This is a genomic window from Ruegeria haliotis (assembly GCF_013377785.1).
Taxonomy (GTDB): domain Bacteria; phylum Pseudomonadota; class Alphaproteobacteria; order Rhodobacterales; family Rhodobacteraceae; genus Ruegeria; species Ruegeria haliotis.
Genome location: NZ_JABXWT010000009.1, coordinates 109,077 through 129,309, shown reverse-complemented (window position 1 = coordinate 129,309; position 20,233 = coordinate 109,077). Strand labels below are relative to the sequence as shown.

Annotated in this window: 17 protein-coding genes; 6 read left to right on the top strand and 11 right to left on the bottom strand. The window is 58.4% G+C overall.

The genetic code is table 11. From position 1 onward, the window contains the following. Nucleotides 1–22 precede the first annotated feature (22 nt). From ruvB to ruvC, 3 genes are read right to left on the bottom strand one after another with little or no spacing between them, the layout of a single operon-like run. On the bottom strand, nucleotides 23–1,042 hold the full coding sequence (gene ruvB, locus HW561_RS15355; protein WP_176866217.1) for a Holliday junction branch migration DNA helicase RuvB: 1,020 nt from the start codon (nucleotides 1,040–1,042) through the stop codon (nucleotides 23–25). Nucleotides 1,043–1,046: 4 nt separating this feature from the next. After that, nucleotides 1,047–1,724, bottom strand: coding sequence for a Holliday junction branch migration protein RuvA (ruvA, locus tag HW561_RS15350; RefSeq protein ID WP_176866216.1), 678 nt, complete (start codon nucleotides 1,722–1,724; stop codon nucleotides 1,047–1,049). Continuing rightward, nucleotides 1,721–2,218: a crossover junction endodeoxyribonuclease RuvC gene (gene ruvC / locus HW561_RS15345; protein ID WP_176866215.1), complete on the bottom strand. Its 498-nt coding sequence runs from the start codon at nucleotides 2,216–2,218 to the stop codon at nucleotides 1,721–1,723. The genes ruvA and ruvC overlap by 4 nt, the downstream gene beginning before the upstream one ends. A 333-nt stretch (nucleotides 2,219–2,551) precedes the next feature. Between ruvC and HW561_RS15340 the strand changes: the two genes are divergently transcribed. After that, the gene (locus HW561_RS15340; protein WP_176866214.1) at nucleotides 2,552–2,767 is read left to right on the top strand and encodes a DUF1127 domain-containing protein; all 216 of its coding nucleotides are present in this window, start codon (nucleotides 2,552–2,554) and stop codon (nucleotides 2,765–2,767) included. A gap of 101 nt (nucleotides 2,768–2,868) precedes the next feature. Here HW561_RS15340 and HW561_RS15335 read toward each other — a convergent pair whose 3' ends face one another. The 4 genes from HW561_RS15335 to HW561_RS15320 all read right to left on the bottom strand — a co-directional run bounded on the left by HW561_RS15335 (nucleotide 2,869) and on the right by HW561_RS15320 (nucleotide 7,765). Then, on the bottom strand, nucleotides 2,869–3,225 hold the full coding sequence (locus tag HW561_RS15335; RefSeq protein ID WP_235962928.1) for a hypothetical protein: 357 nt from the start codon (nucleotides 3,223–3,225) through the stop codon (nucleotides 2,869–2,871). 87 nt (nucleotides 3,226–3,312) lie between these two features. Further along, complete coding sequence (locus tag HW561_RS15330) at nucleotides 3,313–4,191, bottom strand: 50S ribosomal protein L11 methyltransferase (RefSeq protein WP_176866213.1); 879 nt, start codon at nucleotides 4,189–4,191, stop codon at nucleotides 3,313–3,315. Between the two features lie 66 nt (nucleotides 4,192–4,257). Then, nucleotides 4,258–5,490, bottom strand: a complete 1,233-nt coding sequence (locus HW561_RS15325) for an MFS transporter (protein ID WP_176866212.1) — start codon at nucleotides 5,488–5,490, stop codon at nucleotides 4,258–4,260. 79 nt (nucleotides 5,491–5,569) lie between these two features. Then, nucleotides 5,570–7,765 carry a primosomal protein N' gene (locus HW561_RS15320; protein ID WP_176866211.1) on the bottom strand — a complete coding sequence of 732 codons (2,196 nt, stop codon included), beginning with the start codon at nucleotides 7,763–7,765 and terminating at the stop codon, nucleotides 5,570–5,572. 91 nt (nucleotides 7,766–7,856) lie between these two features. On the opposite strand from HW561_RS15320, the gene fsa reads away from it, so the two are divergent. From fsa to HW561_RS15300, 4 genes are all read left to right on the top strand, one after another. Continuing rightward, entirely contained in the window at nucleotides 7,857–8,510 is a 654-nt protein-coding gene (fsa, locus tag HW561_RS15315) for a fructose-6-phosphate aldolase (protein WP_176866210.1), read from the top strand. 200 nt (nucleotides 8,511–8,710) lie between these two features. Next, nucleotides 8,711–9,418, top strand: coding sequence for a DUF484 family protein (locus tag HW561_RS15310; protein WP_176866209.1), 708 nt, complete (start codon nucleotides 8,711–8,713; stop codon nucleotides 9,416–9,418). Continuing rightward, nucleotides 9,415–10,335 (top strand): tyrosine recombinase XerC, encoded by a 921-nt coding sequence (locus tag HW561_RS15305; protein WP_176866208.1) that lies wholly within the window; start codon nucleotides 9,415–9,417, stop codon nucleotides 10,333–10,335. Before HW561_RS15310 ends, HW561_RS15305 begins: the two co-directional genes overlap by 4 nt. 89 nt (nucleotides 10,336–10,424) lie before the next feature. Further along, on the top strand, nucleotides 10,425–11,120 hold the full coding sequence (locus HW561_RS15300) for a CDP-alcohol phosphatidyltransferase family protein (RefSeq protein ID WP_176866207.1): 696 nt from the start codon (nucleotides 10,425–10,427) through the stop codon (nucleotides 11,118–11,120). Nucleotides 11,121–11,144: 24 nt separating this feature from the next. Here HW561_RS15300 and HW561_RS15295 read toward each other — a convergent pair whose 3' ends face one another. Next, nucleotides 11,145–11,612, bottom strand: coding sequence for a hypothetical protein (locus tag HW561_RS15295; protein ID WP_176866206.1), 468 nt, complete (start codon nucleotides 11,610–11,612; stop codon nucleotides 11,145–11,147). A gap of 76 nt (nucleotides 11,613–11,688) precedes the next feature. Further along, entirely contained in the window at nucleotides 11,689–12,144 is a 456-nt protein-coding gene (locus tag HW561_RS15290; protein WP_176866205.1) for a methylated-DNA--[protein]-cysteine S-methyltransferase, read from the bottom strand. A gap of 126 nt (nucleotides 12,145–12,270) precedes the next feature. Here HW561_RS15290 and HW561_RS15285 point away from each other — a divergent pair, with 126 nt between their 5' ends. Beyond that, entirely contained in the window at nucleotides 12,271–14,247 is a 1,977-nt protein-coding gene (locus tag HW561_RS15285; RefSeq protein WP_176866204.1) for an alpha/beta hydrolase family protein, read from the top strand. A 51-nt stretch (nucleotides 14,248–14,298) separates the two neighbouring features. Here HW561_RS15285 and ileS read toward each other — a convergent pair whose 3' ends face one another. Then, on the bottom strand, nucleotides 14,299–17,277 hold the full coding sequence (gene ileS, locus HW561_RS15280; RefSeq protein WP_176866203.1) for an isoleucine--tRNA ligase: 2,979 nt from the start codon (nucleotides 17,275–17,277) through the stop codon (nucleotides 14,299–14,301). 163 nt (nucleotides 17,278–17,440) lie between these two features. Further along, the gene (locus HW561_RS15275; protein WP_235962927.1) at nucleotides 17,441–20,173 is read right to left on the bottom strand and encodes a DUF2339 domain-containing protein; all 2,733 of its coding nucleotides are present in this window, start codon (nucleotides 20,171–20,173) and stop codon (nucleotides 17,441–17,443) included. Nucleotides 20,174–20,233 lie beyond the last annotated feature (60 nt).

Below are 20,233 nucleotides of genomic sequence, written 5' to 3'. Positions count from 1 at the left end.
ATAAAATTTCTGACGTCCGGCTTCAACCAAACAGATCGTTTTGCCCCTTCGGCGCGGTCATTCCCAAATGCGCCCAAGCCTTACGGGCCAACATACGCCCGCGCGGCGTGCGCTGGATCAGCCCTTGCTGCAACAGATAGGGTTCAATGACTTCCTCCAGGGAATCGCGACTTTCGGACAGCGCCGCCGACAAGGTTTCGATCCCCACTGGGCCACCGGCATAATTCTCGGCAATCAGTTTCAGATAGCGCCGGTCCGCGCCGTCCAGGCCAAGATTATCAACACCCAGCCGCGTCAATGCTCCATCGGCCAGTTCACGCGAAATGCTGCCATCGCCTTCGACAATAGCAAAGTCTACAACCCTTCGTAACAACCGACCCGCAATCCGCGGCGTTCCACGTGACCGCCGTGCAATTTCCCGTGCGCCATCATCATCAGCGGGGGCACCCAACTTGCGCGCGTTGCGGGTGACAATCTCGTGCAGCTCATCCACCGTGTAGAAGTGCAGCCGCGTCGGAATGCCAAACCGGTCGCGCAACGGCGTGGTCAACAGACCCATCCGGGTGGTCGCCCCGACCAGAGTAAAGGGTTGCAACTCAATCCGAACCGTCCGTGCCGCAGGTCCTTCGCCAATTACCAGATCCAGTTCAAAATCCTCCATCGCAGGATAGAGAACCTCTTCCACTGCGGGGTTCAGACGGTGAATTTCGTCGATGAACAATACATCACGCGCTTCCAGATTGGTCAGAATCGCCGCCAGATCCCCAGCCTTGGCCAGCACCGGGCCAGAAGTCATGCGGAAATTCACCCCCAGCTCGCGCGCCATGATCTGTGCCAATGTGGTCTTGCCAAGCCCCGGAGGGCCATGGAACAGCGTGTGGTCCATCGCCTCGCCTCTCTGGCGCGCCGACTGGATGAAAATGCGCAGATTGGCGCGGGCTTCAGCCTGACCAATGAATTCACTCAACCCCTGTGGGCGCAGCGCGCGGTCATGGTCCTCGGGCAGTGGCTCGGGGCGCAGGGTGGGATCGGCGTCTACCATTCAGTCAGCCTTTCGGAGCTAGCAGCTTCAGCGCGGCGCGGATCAGATCAGCCTCACCCGCATCCGGCAAAGTAGCAGCCGCCTCAGCCACAGCCGCCGCAGCATCCGATGGGCCATAGCCCAGATTGGACAGGGCTGACAACGCACCGGCCGACGCCGCAGCCGCACCCGAAGCCAGTTTTGGCATACGTGGCGGCACCGACGCAGACTCAGCCAGTTCAACAACCTCCAGCCCGGGTCCGTCCATTGCTTCGGTGATCGTACCACCCATGGCCATGACACCCGGCGCCTTGTCCTTGAGGTCCAACACGATCCGTTGCGCCGTTTTTGGTCCGACGCCCTTGGCCGCTTTCACCGTACCCCAATCGCCCAGAGCAATCGCGCGGCTGACTCCATCCGGGCCCAAAGCGCTCAGGATGGCCAGCGACACCTTGGCCCCGACGCCTTGCACCGAACATAACAGCCGATGCCATTCTTTCTCGACCAGGGACAAGAACCCATATAGCTGCATCAGGTCTTCCCGCACGACCATATCGGTATAGATCGAAACCGCTTCACCTACGCCCGGCAGGGCCGCCATCGTCCGATCCGAGCAATAGACGATATAGCCAACGCCGCGCACATCGATCAACACGTGATCCGCCGCGCGGTAATCCAACCGACCCGTCAGTTTACCGATCATGCCCGCACCTCTTTCACTCGCGCCTGTTGTGTATTTCCGTAGTAGACGTGACAGATTGCAATCGCCAGAGCGTCCGCCGCATCAGCCCCTTTCGGCAGACATCCGGGCAGCTGCAGCTTGACCATGTGCAGAACCTGCCCCTTGTCAGCATGTCCGACACCGACCACGGTCTTCTTGACCCGGTTTGGCGCGTATTCTCCGACCGGCAAACCGGCCTGCGCCAGCGTCAGCAACGCCACGCCGCGTGCCTGACCCAGCTTGAGCGTTCCCGCCCCGTCCTTATTGACAAAGGTCTGTTCGATGGCTGCCTGATCCGGCTGATGTTCAGCAATGACTTCGACAATCTGGTTGTGCAGCGACAACAGCCGTTCGCCCAGATCATCCCCGTCCGACTTGCACAGCCCATTGGCAACGTGGCTCAGTCGGCTGCCATTTGATTCGATGACGCCCCATCCCAGGGTTCTGAGCCCCGGATCAATGCCCAGAATTCGCATGTTTTGCCTCGGCCTGCTCGGGTTATGTTATATTTTCCTATCGATTAGCACGAAACATGAACATTTTCCAAGCAATTAAACCCAGAGTACAAAAACGACACAGCTATTCAGACCGCGACAACAGGGGCTGATTGCGACCTTGAAAAGTCTGAATTCGACACGATTATGAACACAAATTCATCAATTATTTAAGGGGATTACAGCCTTGTGAAGCATTGCAGAAATTGCATAGGACACATGCAAAAACTGCGCTTGTGCGGCACAAATGACATCACTAGATGCCGGTCAGATCGCAAGATCGCAACGTGAACACAAACCAGAAGGAAATTGGATATGGCCGCACTGGACACCACCCGCATCGCCACCACTGGCTCGTTCGGCCTCGTTGGCCGTATCGGCGCACTTTTCACATCAGGCGTGAACGCCGCTGTGGAATGGAACGACGCCCGCGTGACCCGCAACGCGCTGACCGGTCTGAGTAACCGCGAACTGGAAGATATCGGCCTGTGCCGTGGCGACATTGACGCCATTGCCGAAGGCCGTCGATAACAGAACCGACCACCACTCATATGCCCCAGTTTCCTCCCTGTGGGGCAAAAAAGAACACCGCGCGCCTTTGAGGCCGCGGTGTTTTTTTATGTCGCGATGATTCAGTATAGAACTTTGTTAAGCTGCGCCGACAGAAGCTGGGACAAGGGATCAATCTGCATAACCCAGGCACCGGCCTGTTCAACGGACGTGCCCTCATTCAGGCTATCGATCCGGTACTGATACCCAGTTGGCCCGAGACTGGACAGCAGAAAGGCCTTGAACGCGAAAAAGCCGATGAGGCTGAGCAGCAGCACCTTGGCCGGTACCGCCGAGCGCACACGCTGCGGCTTCATAATGACCAGGCCATCTTTGCGCATAGTCGCACGATAGCCACGGTCCATCTTTTGATGCTTTTTTGTCAGGCGATTAACGCGCTGATCAAATTCCAATTGCTTTCCCATCATGGCAGCCTCCAAAACCGCCCCCCTCAAAATCATTGAGAAACGGTAAATACAGATTGCGACAAAAACGTGGCTAAAATCCACAAAACTCCTGCAAATGGCCTAAATTGCGCCCTGTTTCGTTAAGATTAGCGTCGTCCACTCACCAATCTGATCTCGATTTGCAAGATTGAACCCATTTTGGGAATAAACCGCCACCACATCATCGGCTTGCTCATTAAGGATTCCCGACAGGATCGCGTGGCCTCCGGGTCGCAGATTCGCTGCGATTTCCGGGGACAACGCCACCAGAGGACCTTTGAGAATATTGGCAAAAATCAAGTCGTAGGGTGCCAACGACTGCAGCTGGGGGTGATCGAAGCCCGCTGCTTCGACACAACGCACGGCACCGGACATTCCGTTTGCCTTCAGGTTCGCCTCGGCCACGTCGACTGCAACCTGGTCGATATCGCTGGCCAGTATTTCGCCATCCCAGACACGCGCGGCGGCCATGGCCAGAACGGCAGTGCCGCAACCGATATCGGCCACTTTGGTTGCTTCAAATCCATCATCCAGCAGCTGATCCAGCGCCTTGAGGCAGCCCAATGTGGTCCCGTGGTGTCCGGTGCCAAAGGCCATCGCCGCCTCGATCAACAACGGGATGCGGTTCTCGGGTACGTTATCCGCGTCATGGCTGCCATACACAAAGAACCGGCCCGCCTCGACCGGGGCCAGTTCGCGGCGCACATGGGCGACCCAGTCGGTTTTGGGCAATTGCGAAACAACGAACGGTTTGGCCTCAAATGCCACCGCCAGAACCGCCAGCGCAGTTTCATCCGGGGTCTCGATGAAATAGCCGCCAACCTCCCACAGACCTGAACCGTCTTCGACCTCGAACACACCCACACCTGTGGGTTCCGGATCCAAACGCTCCATCGCTTCACCCAATCCGTCGGCTGCGGTTTTGCCGAGCATGGTGGTAAACGCCGTGAATGTGGGCATGGGAGCCTCCTGTCTAAGCTGGCACAGCGCCTAGGGCGGTGAACCGCCAAGGTCAAGCGCTGGTGATTATTCAGCGGGCGCGGGGGCGTATTTCGACAAAACCGTTTCATTACCCGGCTCGGGGTGTCGCGGGATCAGCAGAGACAGCGCCAGAGACACCAGAGCCATGGCAGCGGCAAATCCAAAGACAGCGCCAGGCGAGACAATCCAAAGCAACCCCAGCAGTGCTGGCAAGAATACCGCCGTAATATGGTTGATGGTAAACGCCACGGCCGCCGTGGGCGCGATATCCGCCGGGTCGGCGATCTTCTGAAAATAGGTCTTGAGCGCTAAAGCCAGAGCAAACAAAACATGATCGATCACATAGAGGATCGCCGCGATCAACACACCCCAGCCGAACCAGTAGATACCGCCATAAGCCGCAAACACGATGGCCAGCCCGGTATATTCAAAGATCAGCGTGCGACGTTCGCCGAATTTCGCCACCGCTTTGCCCAGCATCGGCGCGGCGGTCATGTTGATCAGCAGGTTGATCATATACAGCCCCGTCAACTCATGCACTTCGAAGCCGAATTTCTCGACCATCATGAAACCCGCGAAGACGACAAATATCTGTCGACGCGCACCGGCCATGAATTGCAGCGCATAGTACAGCCAGTAGCGGCGGCGCAGAACGATCTTCTTTGTCTGAGGCGTGGGTGCGTCGAATTGCGGATAGGCGATCAGGCAGAACAGTGCCAGCAGCGCCGTCAGCCCGCCTGCCGCCATGAACACCATGTTATAGGCCAGATCGAACCGCTCCCATGTCAGCACGATCAGGCCATAAACTACCAGCGTCGCAGCCGACCCCATCGCCACAAGCCATCCCAGCACCTGCGGCGCGCGGTCTTTGGGCAACCATTGCAGTTGCAGCGATTGGTTCACTGTCTCGTAATAATGAAAGCCAATCGAGCTGAACAGCGTCACGAACAGCAACCCGCCAAGACTGGGGAACCATGCGGTCACCGCCGTTGCAACACCCAACAGCATCAGCGAGATCATCGCCAGAACCTGCTCGCGGATGAACAGGATCACCGCGATCACGCCCACAGCCAGAAACCCCGGAATCTCGCGCACTGTATGCAGCAGACCGATATCCGCACCATCGAAATTCGCCGCCTCAATGACAAAATTGTTCAACAGCGCGCTCCATGCGTTGAACGCAATCGGCATGGTCATCGCCATCATGAACAAGAGCGTCACAGGGCGGCGCCAGAACGGAAGGCTCTGCGCCTCAGAAAGCGGCATGGGTTTCAGCATGTGAGTCCTCTACGCCCATTTCATTGTCTTGGCGAGAGGAAAGCAGGCAACGCACATCGCCTCTGCATGCATGCAGAGATCAATAAAAACTCTGGGGATCGATATCCACGGTCAGGCGGATATCTCCTTTCAGGCGTAGTGGCGCGATCCAGTGCGAGATGGCATCCTGAATCGGAGCGCCTTTGGGGGCCTTGACCAGCAACCGTACACGATGACGCCCGCGAATACGGGCAATGGGCGCTGGTGCCGGGCCAAACACCTGTGCACCAATCTGACGCAAGGGGGCGTCGTTGCGCGCCATTGCGTTGCCAATATCAAATACGGGTCCAACCTCCGGCCCGGACAGAACGATCCCAGCCATTCGCCCGTAGGGCGGCACGCCCGCCGCTTGCCGCCCGGCAGCCTCGGCCTTCCAGAATCCTTCTTCATCACCCGACAGGATCGCGCGGATCACCGGATGTTCGGGTTGAAAGGTCTGCAACAGCGCTTGCCCCGGCTTTTCGGCCCGACCAGCCCGCCCCGCCACCTGTCGCATCAGTTGGAACGTCCGTTCCGCTGCCCTCAGGTCTGCGCCGTGCAGGCTGAGGTCCGCGTCGATGACCCCCACCAGCGTGAGGTTTGGAAAATTGTGCCCTTTGGCCACCAGCTGCGTACCTATGACAATGTCAGCGTCACCCTCGGCAATCTCTTCGATCTTCGCCTTCAACGCTCGTGCCGATCCGAACAGATCGGAACTGAGCATGACGATCTTTGCCTCAGGGAACGTCAGCTCAGCCTCTTCAGCCAACCGTTCGATCCCCGGCCCGACCGGGGCCAGCTTGCCTTCAACCTGACACGAAGGACAAGCCTCGGGCATCGGCTTGGTCTCGCCGCATTGGTGACACATCAGGCGTTTCAGAAACCGGTGTTCGACCATCCTCGCGTCGCAATGATCACACGCGATCTGTTCCCCGCAAGCCCGGCACAAGGTCACGGGCGCATAGCCGCGGCGATTGATGAACAGCAATGACTGCTCGCCCCTCTCGACCCGCTGCCGCACCGCCTGCCGCAGCGACGGAGAAATCCACGTTCCCGACTGCATCTGCTCGGCCCGCATGTCGATGGGCTTCATCTCGGGCAGAACCGCCGCCCCAAAGCGCGCGGTCAAGTCCAGCCGGTCGTACTTGCCAGCCTCGGCATTGGCCCAGCTTTCCAGTGAAGGCGTGGCGCTGGCCAGGACCACGCGACCGCCACAAATGGCCGACCGCAGAACCGCCATGTCGCGGGCGCTGTAGTGAACGCCATCTTCCTGTTTATACGAAGTGTCGTGTTCCTCATCGACCACCACTAACCCCAGATCGCGGAATGGCAGAAACAGCGCCGAACGCGCGCCCACAACCAGCTGCGCCTTGCCCTGCCCCACCATGCGCCAGACCCGACGACGCTCGGTCATCGTTGCACCCGAATGCCATTCGGCAGGGCGTGCGCCAAAGCGCGCTTCGACTCGTGTCAGGAATTCTGCCGTCAACGCAATTTCGGGCAACAACACCAGCGCCTGCCGCCCCATCCGCAGCGCCTCGGCCACGGCCTCCAGATAGACCTCGGTCTTGCCCGAGCCCGTTACGCCCTTCAGCAGCGTTGTGCCATAATCGCCGGATTGAAGCCCTTGTTGCAGCTTGCCAACGGCCCCCGCCTGATCATCAGTCAGCTCTTTCCCCGGCAGGTCCGGATCAAGATGCGGATAAGGCAAATCGCGCGGGCTGTCTTCTTCCCGCACAGCACCCTGCTTAACCAGCCCCTTGACGACCGAGGATGTCACCCCCGCCTGCTCGGCCAGTTCCTTCAGCGTAAAGGCCAGCCCACCAAAATCCCGTAGAACGCCCAGAGCACGCGAGCGCGCGTCAGTCATCCGGTCAGGCTCGCCATCACCAAGCCGATACACTTTGCGCATCGACGGCGGATCGCCCAGCCCAGGCGCGCGGGTCGCAAGGCGCAGCATCGCGGGCATCGGTGTTAGCGTATAATCCGCCACCCGCCCCAGAAACACGCGCATCTCTTCGCGCATCGGCGCGACCTCAAGCACCCGGATCACTGACCGGGCCTTGCTGAGATCGAAGCCCCCCTGCCCCGGCCCCCAGATCACGCCCAGAACCTTTCGCGGTCCCAACGGCACCTCAACAAACGCACCTAGAAAACACCCACCTTCAGGCGCTTTGTAATCCAGCGTCCGGTCCAGCGGTTGTGTGGTCAGGACCGCCACCAGCTCACCTTGGTCGAAGAATTCCTGAGTGCTCAAGTCACGCGCGTCCTCAGCAGGGGTTTCAGCATGGGTCTCTTTGAGGTAAAGGCATCCGCGACTAAGGCCAACCCATCAAAGGACTGCCCTCATGAAATTCTTCGTAGATACAGCCGAGATCGACGCCATTGCCGAGCTGAACGATCTGGGCATGGTGGACGGCGTGACCACCAACCCTTCGCTGATCCTGAAATCTGGTCGCGACATTCTGGAAGTGACCAAGGAAATCTGTGATCTGGTCGACGGACCGGTCTCGGCCGAGGTTGTCGCGACTGAGGCCGACGACATGATCGCCGAAGGCCGCAAGCTGGCCAAGATCGCCTCGAACATTGCGGTCAAGGTTCCGTTGACATGGGCCGGTCTGAAGGCGTGCAAGACACTGTCCGACGAAGGCCAGATGGTCAACGTGACGCTTTGTTTCTCGACCAATCAGGCTCTGTTGGCCGCCAAGGCCGGCGCGACCTTCATCTCGCCCTTTATCGGTCGGTTGGACGACATCAACATGGACGGGATGGAATTGATCGCAGACATCCGTCAGGTCTATGACAATTACGGGTTTGAGACTGAAATCCTCGCAGCCTCGATCCGCACCGTGAATCACGTGACCGACAGTGCCCGCATCGGTGCTGACGTCATCACCGCACCGCCCGCCGTGATCAAGAAGCTGGCCGATCACCCGCTGACAGACAAAGGTCTGGAAACATTCATGGCAGACTGGGCCAAGACCGGTCAGAAAATCCTCTGATCCATCACACGACCGCGCGGTGCCGTCAGGCGCCGCGCTTGGCCCAACTGTCAGGACCTGATCTGTGATCAGGGCGTTGCAGGTGGGAGCGCACCACAAGCACAGTGCCAAACGAATTCCGCTCTTGCGTGCATTTTTCCCAAGGCAAATCCGCCGGGTCATGTTATAAGCCGCTCAACAAAAAGAAGACCGGACAGGACATGAGCAGCAACCCCAAACTCGAGGATAACCTCCGCGCCGCGATTCTGGCTGAGCCGGACGTCGTACTGGACGACAAAGATCTGATGCAGGCGCTGGTGACCGCGAACGAAGAAGCGCGTGGAACCAACGTCATCGATCTGCGCGGCATCGCCATGCAACGGCTTGAAACGCGACTGGACCGGCTGGAAGACACCCATCGGTCCGTCATCGCCGCCGCGTATGAAAACCTGGCGGGCACAAATCAGGTTCATCGCGCCATTCTGCGACTGCTGGAACCGGTCGAATTCGAAGATTTCCTGCGCACGCTAGGCACCGAAGTGGCTGAAACTCTGCGTGTCGATCGGATCACATTGGTTCTGGAAACCACGGTGGTGCAGAACGATCCCGCCATCGATAAACTCGGCGGCGTCCTGACCGTGACCGAACCTGGCTTTATCAACCAGTATCTGACTTATGATCGCAGCAGTCCGGCGCGTGAAGTGACGTTGCGCGAAATTCATCAGCCGAACCGCAGAATCTTTGGCCCTCACGCTGATCAATTGCGGTCCGAGGCATGCCTGACTCTGGATCTGGGTCCCGGTCGCCTGCCCGGAATGATTGTCATGGGCGCAAAAGACCCGCGACATTTCACACCGCAGCTTGGAACTGACCTTCTGGCCTTTTTTGCTGGCGTGTTCGAACGCTCGATGCGCCACTGGCTATCGTGAGCCTGATCTCGCCAGCCTGCCGCGATGCGTTGCAGCACTGGCTGGACAGTCTGGGGGCGCTGGCGGGACGGTCAGAAAACACGAAATCCGCCTATCAGGGCGATGTCGCTGATTTTCTGTCTTTCATGACATTGCATCATAGCGAACGGCAGGGGCTGGCGGCGTTGGAGCGTATCTCTATTTCCGACATGCGCGCCTGGATGGCAGATCAGCGTGGGTCGGATGTGGGGGCACGATCGTTGGCGCGCAAACTTTCTGCTGTCAAAAGCTTCTATCGCTGGCTGGCCGAGCGAGAAGGCTTTGAACCAACCGCTGTCTTATCCACCCGTGCGCCCAAGTTCACCAAGAAATTGCCCCGCCCACTGGCCGAAGACGCCGCCCGTGCCATGTTGGAAACGGTCGAATTGCAATCGACCTCGGATTGGGTAGCAGCCCGCGACGTTGCAGTCGTTACTCTGCTCTATGGGTGCGGCTTGCGGATATCCGAGGCCCTTTCCTTGACCGGGGCGGATGCGCCGTTGCCGCAATCCCTGCGCATTTTGGGCAAGGGCGATAAAGAGCGGATCGTACCGGTCATTCCCGCCGCACGTGAGGCTGTTGATCGGTACTTGCAACTGTGCCCGCATCCTCAGTCACTTGGCGCAGCGCTATTCCGGGGCGTTCGCGGAGGCCCGTTAAATCCCCGCGCCATACAGGACGTCATGGCCAAGGCCCGCATGCAACTCGGCCTACCCTCGACAGCAACCCCTCATGCCATGCGCCACAGCTTCGCCACCCACCTGCTCTCTGCCGGAGGCGACCTGAGGGCGATTCAAGAGTTGCTGGGTCACGCATCATTGTCGACCACTCAGGCCTACACTGCAGTCGACACTGCGCGCCTGATGGAGGTCTACAACCGCGCGCACCCAAAAGCTTGAATCCAAAAATCACGTATAATTTCAACGCTTAACAGCGCGGTGCCGCTTTTTGCTTTGCATCTGCCCCGCGCATCGTACATGACATCTGCATGACTCTGAGATTCAAAGCGTTAGCCGTCCATCTTTTCACCGCTACTGGTGCCGTTTTCGCAATGCTGGCCATGCTGGCCGCGGTCGAAGAAAAGTGGAGCCTGATGTATCTATGGTTGGTCGTGTCGTTCATCGTTGATGGCATCGACGGCCCGCTGGCCCGACATTATCACGTCAAAAAGAACGCGCCCGAATTCGACGGTGTCCTTCTGGATCTGATTATCGACTATCTGACCTACGTGTTCATTCCAGCCTTTGCTTTGTTCAAATCCGGGTTGATGGACGGCTGGACCGGATGGTTTGCCATCATCGTCATCACCTTTGCCAGCGCTATGTATTTCGCAGATACGCGCATGAAAACCAAAGACAATTCCTTCTCAGGTTTTCCGGGTTGCTGGAACATGTTCGTGATTGTGATCTTCGCACTCGAGCCCAATTTCTGGGTGATTCTACTGCTGGTGACGCTGTTGTCGCTAGCGATGTTCCTGCCGCTGAAGTTCGTCCATCCCGTGCGCACCGAACGCTGGCGCAGCCTGACTTTGCCAATGGCCTTTGCCTGGACTTTCTTTGCTGGCTGGGCAGCCTGGGTCAATTTTCACCCCGAAAGCTGGGCGCATTGGGGGCTGGTCATAACCAGTCTGTATCTGGTTTTCGCAGGCATCGGACAGCAATTGATCCCGCAGCGCGATAGATAACAAGACAGCGCCGCAGGTATCAGGCTACAGAATTTCCTGAACTTCGAATTCGGTTCCATTGTGGGTAAAAACGTCACCCGCCTTCAACCCGACCATGGCCAGATATATCGGGCTTTGCGTTGAAATCCCCATATAGGTCTTGCCGTCCACGTCGAACCGCGTGGTGGACACGCAGACAACAAAGCGCCGGTTGTTGAACTTGATCACCGCACCGGGTTGTACGGTATCGGTTATGCCGAAATCGGTATTCTCGATCACGTCGATCTTGGCGTGATGCGCATGCACCGGAGCATCAAAGGCCGCCGCCAAGTCCGCATTCTCGCGCGAGGCGGCGATATCGTCTTTGTCGTGGCCCTCACGATCGTCCAACTGTGAGTCCTTCAGAAAGGCGTCGTAATGTGCCTGCGCCGTCGCCAGTTCCTGCGATTCAAGTGACATTAGCCGGTCGATAATGGCCTTCTTCCGGGCTGCGCGGTTTGTTTCGGTCGTCATTCAATGCGGTCCTTCAAATTCAGCATCTGATATAAGTTGGGCCTCGGGTCCAAGGATTGCAACAGATTTTCGCTGTTCAGATGAGCAGACCCGCCGCCCGCTCGTGCCGCAGCAGGGCCACTTTGGTTTCGATGCCACCATCCCCTGAAAACCCGCCCAACCCATTGGCGGCCAAAACCCGGTGACACGGAAGGATGACAGGAATGGGGTTGGCACCACAGGCCTGCCCCACGGGTTGCGCCGGTTGCCCAAGCTCTTTGGCGATGTCCCCATAGGTACGCGTTTCACCCAAGGGTATGGCAAACATCAGGTCACAGACCTGCCTTTGAAACTCGGACCCTTCAACGTGGTAGGGCAGATCGAAACGTTCCAATTGTCCGGCATCATAGGCCTGCAACTGCGCGGCAGCCTCGTGCAGCAGCGGTGTGAGTTCACCTTCATCTCTGCCATTCCAGACAAGACGGGTGATTGCGCCGTCGGATTCCTCGACGCCGAGCCGTCCAAACCGGGTTTCAACTGCGATCATAGCCATGAATCGAGGGTTTCAGATCAGCCAGCAGAGCGCAAGCCGGGAAATTGATGGATAGCCCCGGCGTTTGGGACCTGAGCGTTTTCATGCTAACTTCTTCACATTGATTAAGAATATTCGAGGTGTGGAATGGGGCGGCATCTGATCCTTACGGTCCATGGGATCGGTGAACAGAAACCCGGTGAAACCGTGGATCAGGTGGTGGGCGCCGCCACAACCTGGGTTGATGGGAATCGCAGGCCACCGGTCGAAATAGACCGCCAGATGATCGAACTGGCCGAGAGCAATTTCGACGGCAGCAGCCGCAATGCCAAGCTGTTCAAAGTAAACCTTCGCAAGGTTTCGAAACCCAATGACAACAGGGATCAAGCGCTGTTCGCCGAAGTCTTCTGGGCTGACCGCTCACCCGCGCCCAAAGGCACCTTCAGGACGGTGCTGGATCTTGTCTGGGTGGTGCTGGCGCTTGGCTATCTTGCAATGGACAATGTCGAGCAGACCCACAGGCGCAGCGGTATCGACCCATCGCAACCTGATGGGCGCAATACGCGAACCGCTCAGATTGTTCATCTTTTTACGTGGGTGTTCTTTGGCGCGGTGGCGACCCTGAACACCTATCTGCTGATCGGGGCTGCGGCGGTGATGGTTGATCTGTTGCCCGGCGGCATCGCGGATGGCACGGCTGTTCTGTTCAGCCTGCTGTTGCTTTTATATGTCGTCGGTGCGGCATTCGGCGCAAAGCGATGGAACACCGCACGGACTTATTTGCAGCGTGTATTTTGGCGGGGCATGACGGTGATGGGGTTTGCCTTGGCGGCAGCCCTTGTCGTGGGGCCGCTTGGCATCGGATTGTGGGGCTGTATGGGCGCCCCTCCGGGGGTGGAGGGCACATGCGGTTCCGCGCTTGGGCAATTTGTGGCGCTTCAGGTATTTGTGCTGGCCATATTCTGGGCCCTGCTGATTTTCATGACGGCACTCATGTATGTCATGTCGCTGGCAAAACTCGATGTCGGGAAAAAACTGACCGAGCACAGACGGATTTATCCCAGCGTTTGCGCCGGCATGCTCGTCTTCTGGATGTTCTTCATCTCTGGCCTTTGGCTGGGGTTCAAGCAATTGGTCGCCACCGTTCCGGGCCTCTCTGCCAGTCAATTGCAGACATTATTCGAGAGCCATCTGGAGGGATCCATCGAAACCCTAAGTGCGGCCTTTGCTGCCATCGTGATACTGGCCATCGTCGGGACGGGTCTTTTTGGCGGGCGACGACTGGGTAAAGACAACCTGCACACAAAGAACAGCCTTTTAAGTCGCGCCATTCTGAACAGGCTGACCCAGTGGGTATTTCTGGCAGCTGCCGTGACATTGACCTTGATGGTCGCCCGCGAGATCGCAATAGCCTATGGCTTTGATCCCGTATGTGCCTCAAATCCACCCTCGGGAAATTCTGAGCCGGATTGCAACCTGATCGGTAAGGCGCTGAACGCCCTTGCTAATGCCCAGGGCATGATCGGTCTCGTGGTGCTTGGCGCGGTGACGCTGCTGTATCGTATGTCTAATTTTGTCGCCGCCGGTCTCGGGGTGGCCCGCGACATCGTCACCTATGCCATCCGCGACAAGTGCGCGTTGAGGCAGAGTTTGGAAAGCCGGCGGGACAACTATCCTGATCGCCATGCAATCGACGAACGGTTCTACCGGACGCTCTATTACGCGTTGGACATTTTTCCGGCAGACCACATCACGGTAATCTCACACTCTCAGGGGACGGTGATTGCCACCCAGATGCTGGCCGATGAACGGGTGCAGAGACGGATCGACAATCGACCGGTCACATTAATCACCATGGGAGCCCCGGTGACGCATATCTATCAGCGCTATTTCCCTGAGATGTTCACGGTCAACCCGAACCGATTGCATGCGGCCTGGTTCAATATCTTCCGTCAGGACGATTTTGTCGGCACCCGTATCGAAGGCGGCTTGATTGATGAGACAAGAAATATCCCGGTCCAGCCCGGCGGGCATACGGGATACTTCACCGACTATCAGGTGTGGAAAGTACTGACCGGAGATGACATTGGTTTTGACCTGTTTCACCCCAAAAGGCATGGATAGCGCTTTTCGAATGGAAGTTCGCCCCCTCGCGCATCCGAGGGGGCGGTAAGCTTAGCCCAATGCTTCGTCGCAGCGACCGCAGACACCGTCATGCGTGTGACGACCGACATCTGGCAGGATTTTCCAGCAACGCTGGCACTTTGCGCCATCAGCTTTTTCAAAGACCACACCAACGCCTTCGATTTCCGGCACACGGAACGCCTCGGCCGGGGCCGGATCACCGGTCACTGTCAGGCCCGAGGTGATGCACATGTCATCCACATCGAATGTTGCCAGCAAGGTGCGCGTATCTTCATCCTCGACATGCACAATCGGTGCGGCCTCGAGGCTGGAGCCGATCACCTTGTCTTGCCGTTGCACCTCAAGTGCGGCGGTCACGGCGCGACGAACGCGGCGGACCTTGGCCATGTTGGTTTCCAACTCCTCGTTGCGCCAGTCGGCTGGCGTATCCGGGAAGTCCACCAGATGGACCGAGCTGTCGTCAGACGGGAAACGTTCCAGCCAGACCTCTTCCATGGTGAAGACCAGAACCGGCGCCAGCCAGGTGGTCAAACGGTGGAACAGGATGTCCAGCACAGTGCGTGCAGCACGGCGGCGTTCGCTGTCGCCATCGCAATACAGCGCATCTTTGCGCACATCGAAATAGAACGACGACAGATCCACGGTGGCAAAGGTGAACACCGCGCTGAACACGCCTTGGAAATCAAACGACGCATAGCCCTTGCGCACCTGCTCATCCAGTTCGGCCAGACGGCTGAGAACCCAGCGTTCCAGACGCGGCATGTCGGCGGGGTCCATCCGGTCGCTTTCCGAGAAATCGGCCAGTGAGCCAAGCATGAACCGCATGGTGTTGCGCAAACGACGATAACTATCTGCGGTGCCCTTCAGGATTTCCGGCCCGATCCGCTGATCGGCGGTGTAATCGGTTTGGGCCACCCACAGGCGCAGGATATCGGCACCGTATTGCTCGATGACTTTTTCCGGTACGATGGTATTGCCCAGCGATTTGGACATCTTGTTGCCCTTGGCATCCAGCGTGAAGCCGTGGGTTACCACGTTGCGGTAAGGCGCGCGGCCCTTGGTGCCACAGGCCTGCAGCATCGAGGAATGGAACCAACCACGGTGCTGGTCGGTACCCTCCATATAGACATCAGCGATGCCGTCCTCGGTTCCATCTTCACGGTCGCGCAGAACAAAGGCGTGGGTCGAGCCAGAGTCAAACCACACGTCCAGTACGTCGAAGACCTGATCGTAATCGTCCGGGTTGGCGATACCGTCCAGCATCTGCGCCTTGAAGCCGTCGGTGTACCAGATATCCGCACCGTCCTTCTCGAACGCCGCTTTGATACGGGCGTTGAGGTCCTCGTTGCGCAGCAGGTAATCCGCGTCGGTGGGCAGAGCGCCCTTCTTGGTGAAGCAGGTCAGCGGCACACCCCAGGCGCGCTGGCGGGACAGAACCCAATCCGGGCGCGCCTCAATCATCGAATACAGACGGTTGCGACCGGTTTGCGGCGTCCATTTTACCAGTTCGTCGATTGAGCGCAGGGCGCGTTCGCGGATGGTATCGCCCATCTCACCCATGCCATCGTCCAGTTTGCGGTCGACCGAGGCAAACCACTGCGGCGTGTTGCGGTAGATGATCGGCGCTTTCGAGCGCCACGAATGCGGATAGCTGTGTTTGATCTTGCCACGCGCCAGCAGTCCGCCGGCCTCGGCCAGTTTGTCGATGACCGCCTTGTTCGCGTCACCTTCGCCCCCTTTGCGGGACAGGATGTATTTGCCGCCAAAGAACGGCAGATCAGCGCGGAAGCCGCCATCATCCATCACGTTATAGGTGATGACTTGTTCCAACATGCCCAGATCGCGGTACAGTTCGAATTCTTCCATCCCGTGCGAGGGCGCACAGTGGACGAAGCCAGTGCCTTCGGTGTCGGTTACGAACTCGGCCGCCCGAAAATCGCGCAGGTCGTCCCATTCGCCGTTTCCGCCTTCGGCCCCGGCCAGCGGGTGGGTCAGGCTGACATGTTCCAACTCGTCCACCGTGACGTCGCGCACACGGGCCCACTGATCGTCGTTCAGACGCGCACGACCCAGAACATCCGCAGCCAAATTGTCAGCGAGCAAGTATTTGTCCCCGACGGAAACCCAGCATTCGTCCGGCGTACCGGTGACTTCGTACAGGCCATACGAAATGTCCTTGCCATAAACCACGGCCTTGTTCGAAGGCATGGTCCAAGGTGTCGTGGTCCAGATGACCACATAGGCACCTTCCAATTCGTGAGCGTCACTCCACGCCTGTGAGTTCAAGTGAGATTCACCTTGTTTGTCTGGCACAGCAATATCTGGCGACTTTTGCACCTTGAACTTCACCCAGATGGTGAAGCTTTCCTTGTCGTGATACTCGACCTCGGCCTCGGCCAATGCGGTCTTTTCGACCGGCGACCACATCACAGGTTTGGACCCCTGATAAAGCGTACCGTTCATCAGGAATTTCATGAACTCATCCGCGATCACCGCCTCGGCGTGATAGTCCATGGTGATGTAGGGATCGGGCCAGTTACCGGTGATGCCAAGGCGCTTGAATTCCTCGCGCTGGATGTCAATCCAACCTTCGGCGAACTTGCGGCATTCCTGACGGAAATCGACGACGTTCACTTCGTCCTTATTCTTGCCCTTCTTGCGGTATTGTTCCTCGATCTTCCACTCGATGGGCAGACCGTGGCAATCCCAGCCGGGCACATATCGCGCATCAAAGCCCATCATCTGATGACTGCGCACGATCATGTCCTTGATGGTCTTGTTCAGCGCGTGGCCGATATGCAGGTGACCGTTGGCGTAGGGGGGGCCGTCATGCAGGGTAAAGGGCTTTCGACCCTCTTTCTCGCGCAGGCGGTCGTAAACGCCGATTGTCTCCCACCGCTCCAGCCAGTTCGGCTCGCGCTTGGGCAGGCCAGCGCGCATTGGAAATTCGGTTTTGGGCAGGTTCAGCGTGTCTTTGTAATCAGGTGTTTGGGTCGTGTCGGCGCACATTGGGGGCGTCCTCAGGATGATCTTTTCATGTATGGATCGAAGCGGTCAGTGCGAAAACTCAAGCACCTTTGCCCGGCGTCTCGCGATATCAGAGCGCCGGGGATATAATTCGAATAATGATGGCCAGCCGGTCATACATGCGGGGCTTATAAGACGCCCACGCCTAATGGTCCAGAGGTTCCGCCCCTTGCGGCGAATGGCGCATCTTGGCCCAGCGATTGAGCCACGCCAGACCTGCCAGAGCCAGACCCAGCGCCAACAGAGAAAAGACCCGGATCAACCCGCCAAGCCCGGCGATATCGATCATGAACACCTTTGCCACAGCCAGTCCGATCACCGCCAACCCCGCCTTGCGCATCAGGTCGGAGCCACGCGCCAGAGACTGGTAGAACAGCACCGCGCCGATCACCAAAAGGGTCATGGTATATGTATAAAGTTCAGGTTGGGTCACCCCGTTGCCTTCATACATACCCCCCGCACCCTGCCACATGTGGCGGATGGTCAACCCCAACCAGAACGCAGTCAGGACCCCGGCAAGACCATAGCTGGCTTGTTTCAGCCGAGATGGCATTGACGTGATCCGCCAAGCTGAAAGCCCCATCGCCAGTGCAGGCAGCAGATACGCAATTGCCAGAGTATTCAGAACGGGTGGCCCCAAAACCGGGTCGGCAAAGGGGTTGATCAATGGGTTCGCGTCGGTCAACGCCTGGGTCAGACGCAATACCCCGTGACCGGCAAAGAACACCGCCAACAGATAACGCACGTAATTCAACTTGCCCCCAAGCGCAAACCTCTGCACCTGCGCATAAGCCAGCAGCAGCCAGATGACCGAAAGCAGCCCCAACCCCCAATGGCTGTAATCGGCACCGCCTTCTCCGAATTTTTCGAGCCAGCGCAGCAGCAGCAAGGACAGCAATATGCCCCCGGTCGCCCAGGCCGCGCTTTCCAGTAACAAAGCAGCAACCGGGCGGTATAGCGGTTTCAACAGCCACCAAGCTGCCAGAAATCCGGCGGTGGCTGCGGCATAAACCAGCGTCATTTCAGGCACCGGCGCGGAATTCGCCCAGTCGAGGCCCGGGTTCAGCACCAGACGCAGTGTGACCGTGAATACACCTGCCCAAATAAACCAGCTCATTGGCGGCAAAGTGAACTTCCGATCCAAAGCGGCCGCCACAACGATCGTCGCAACCAACGCAATGGTCAGCGCAGCAGAACTGAGCACGATGACACAGGCAAATGCCAGACAGGACAGCGCGGACAGGGTGGCCAGTGCCGGGCGCATCCGGTTTTCGCCATCAACACGGGCAAAACGTTCGGCCAACCCGACCATGAAGATACCCAATGCGATTGCGTGCAGCGCCCAAGGATAAGCTCCGATCACGTGTGCCGGTTTCCAACCGACTTCCAGTGCGATGGCCATCGCTGGCGCGAACAACACTGCCGCTCCGGCCCAAACAACCGGATAGCTTTTCGCCGCAAAGGATCGCCAGGCCGCAAGGATCGACACCAGCGTTCCCAAGGCAACAAGCAAGGTGATGACCATAGGGTAATCAGCCTCGGCTGTTTCTGCGTATGTGTCCAAAAAGCTGCGCATCACCGCCCCATTGTCCAACCCGTGGATCAGAACAAACCAGATCAACCCCAGAGCAGGCAGCACCGCGACGTCCTGCAGGGCGCGCGCGTTTTTGGCCCACAGGATCAGAGCCACCGTCAGACCAGACAGCAAACAGACCCCCAGCCAGAATTCACCTGCTGAATCTGCCCAATGCAGCGAAAGGATCGCCGAGCTGGCCGCAATCGCCCCGGCGGCTATCCGGGTTGGAAATTCGGGCCACGGTGCACCTTTGGAACGCTTGAGCATTTCAGAAATCATGGGGCCGGTATGGTCAGGCCAAATCCGTCGGACCGGGGTTGCGGTCGCGATCAACGCCAGAGCTGCTACGCAGGTTAAGTACCCCGGCTCGGTCAGCGGTGACGAAAGGACAACCAGCAAGCTGGCAGAGTAGGCCCCGAACAAGGTCAGTACCGAAATCCATGCCCAGCGCCGCACGGTGTCGATGCCCAGCCCCAGAACGGCGATGACAAAGAAATACCCATACAGCCACGTGGGATCGTCCGATGATCCGCCAATTGCGAAAGGGGCCGCGAAGGCGCCGATCAGCCCGATTGCCGCCAGTAACGGCCCATGAAACCACCCCAGTGCAAGACCAACAAGGGCAACTGCAACCATGCCTGCCAATGCCGTCTCGGCGTCGATCAAGTCATAAAGCTGACGTGCGGACAGGATGCCGCCGAATAGGGTTACAAGCCCCGCCCCGGAAAACACCGATGGCAGATAGGCGGTGGCCGATGTTTCATCATCTCCGAATTTGCGGCGTACGAATTCGCCAGCGACAATCAGAACAATGCCGAATGCCAGCGCCGCGGCGACGCGCGCGGCGGGTGGAAGAAATCCGTTTTCAGCACCGTACTGCACCAGAAAAATGCCCGCCAAAGCCAACGACAACGCCGACACCACATAAAACCAGTTCTCGCGCAACCACGCGCCCAGCGCCGCAATACGCTCTGGCCGAAACACGATGGCAGAGGATGGCTCTTTGGGTTCAGGCGCTGATTTGACCTGAGGGTCCTCGGCACGTTGCACCTTGGGAGGCGACCATGGCGCTGGCTTGACCTGCACTTTTTCTGTCGGCTTTTGCGGTGCAGGCGTTTCCGGGATCGGCAACTGATCTTCTGCGCCGGGGCGCTGGCTCAGCGTGGCAATCCGCGCCTCCAATTGCTCGACCCGCCCCCTGAGGCGAGCCTGCCCGACCAACAACACGATGATTGTCACCGGAATTGCCAGAACAATCAGGCCAACGAGAACGAGCAGTGTTTCCAAAAGGGGTGCCTCCATTCGGTGCTGATGCCAAAGCTATCGCGGTCTGTTCCCGGGTAACAGTCCGGAAATCCGTAA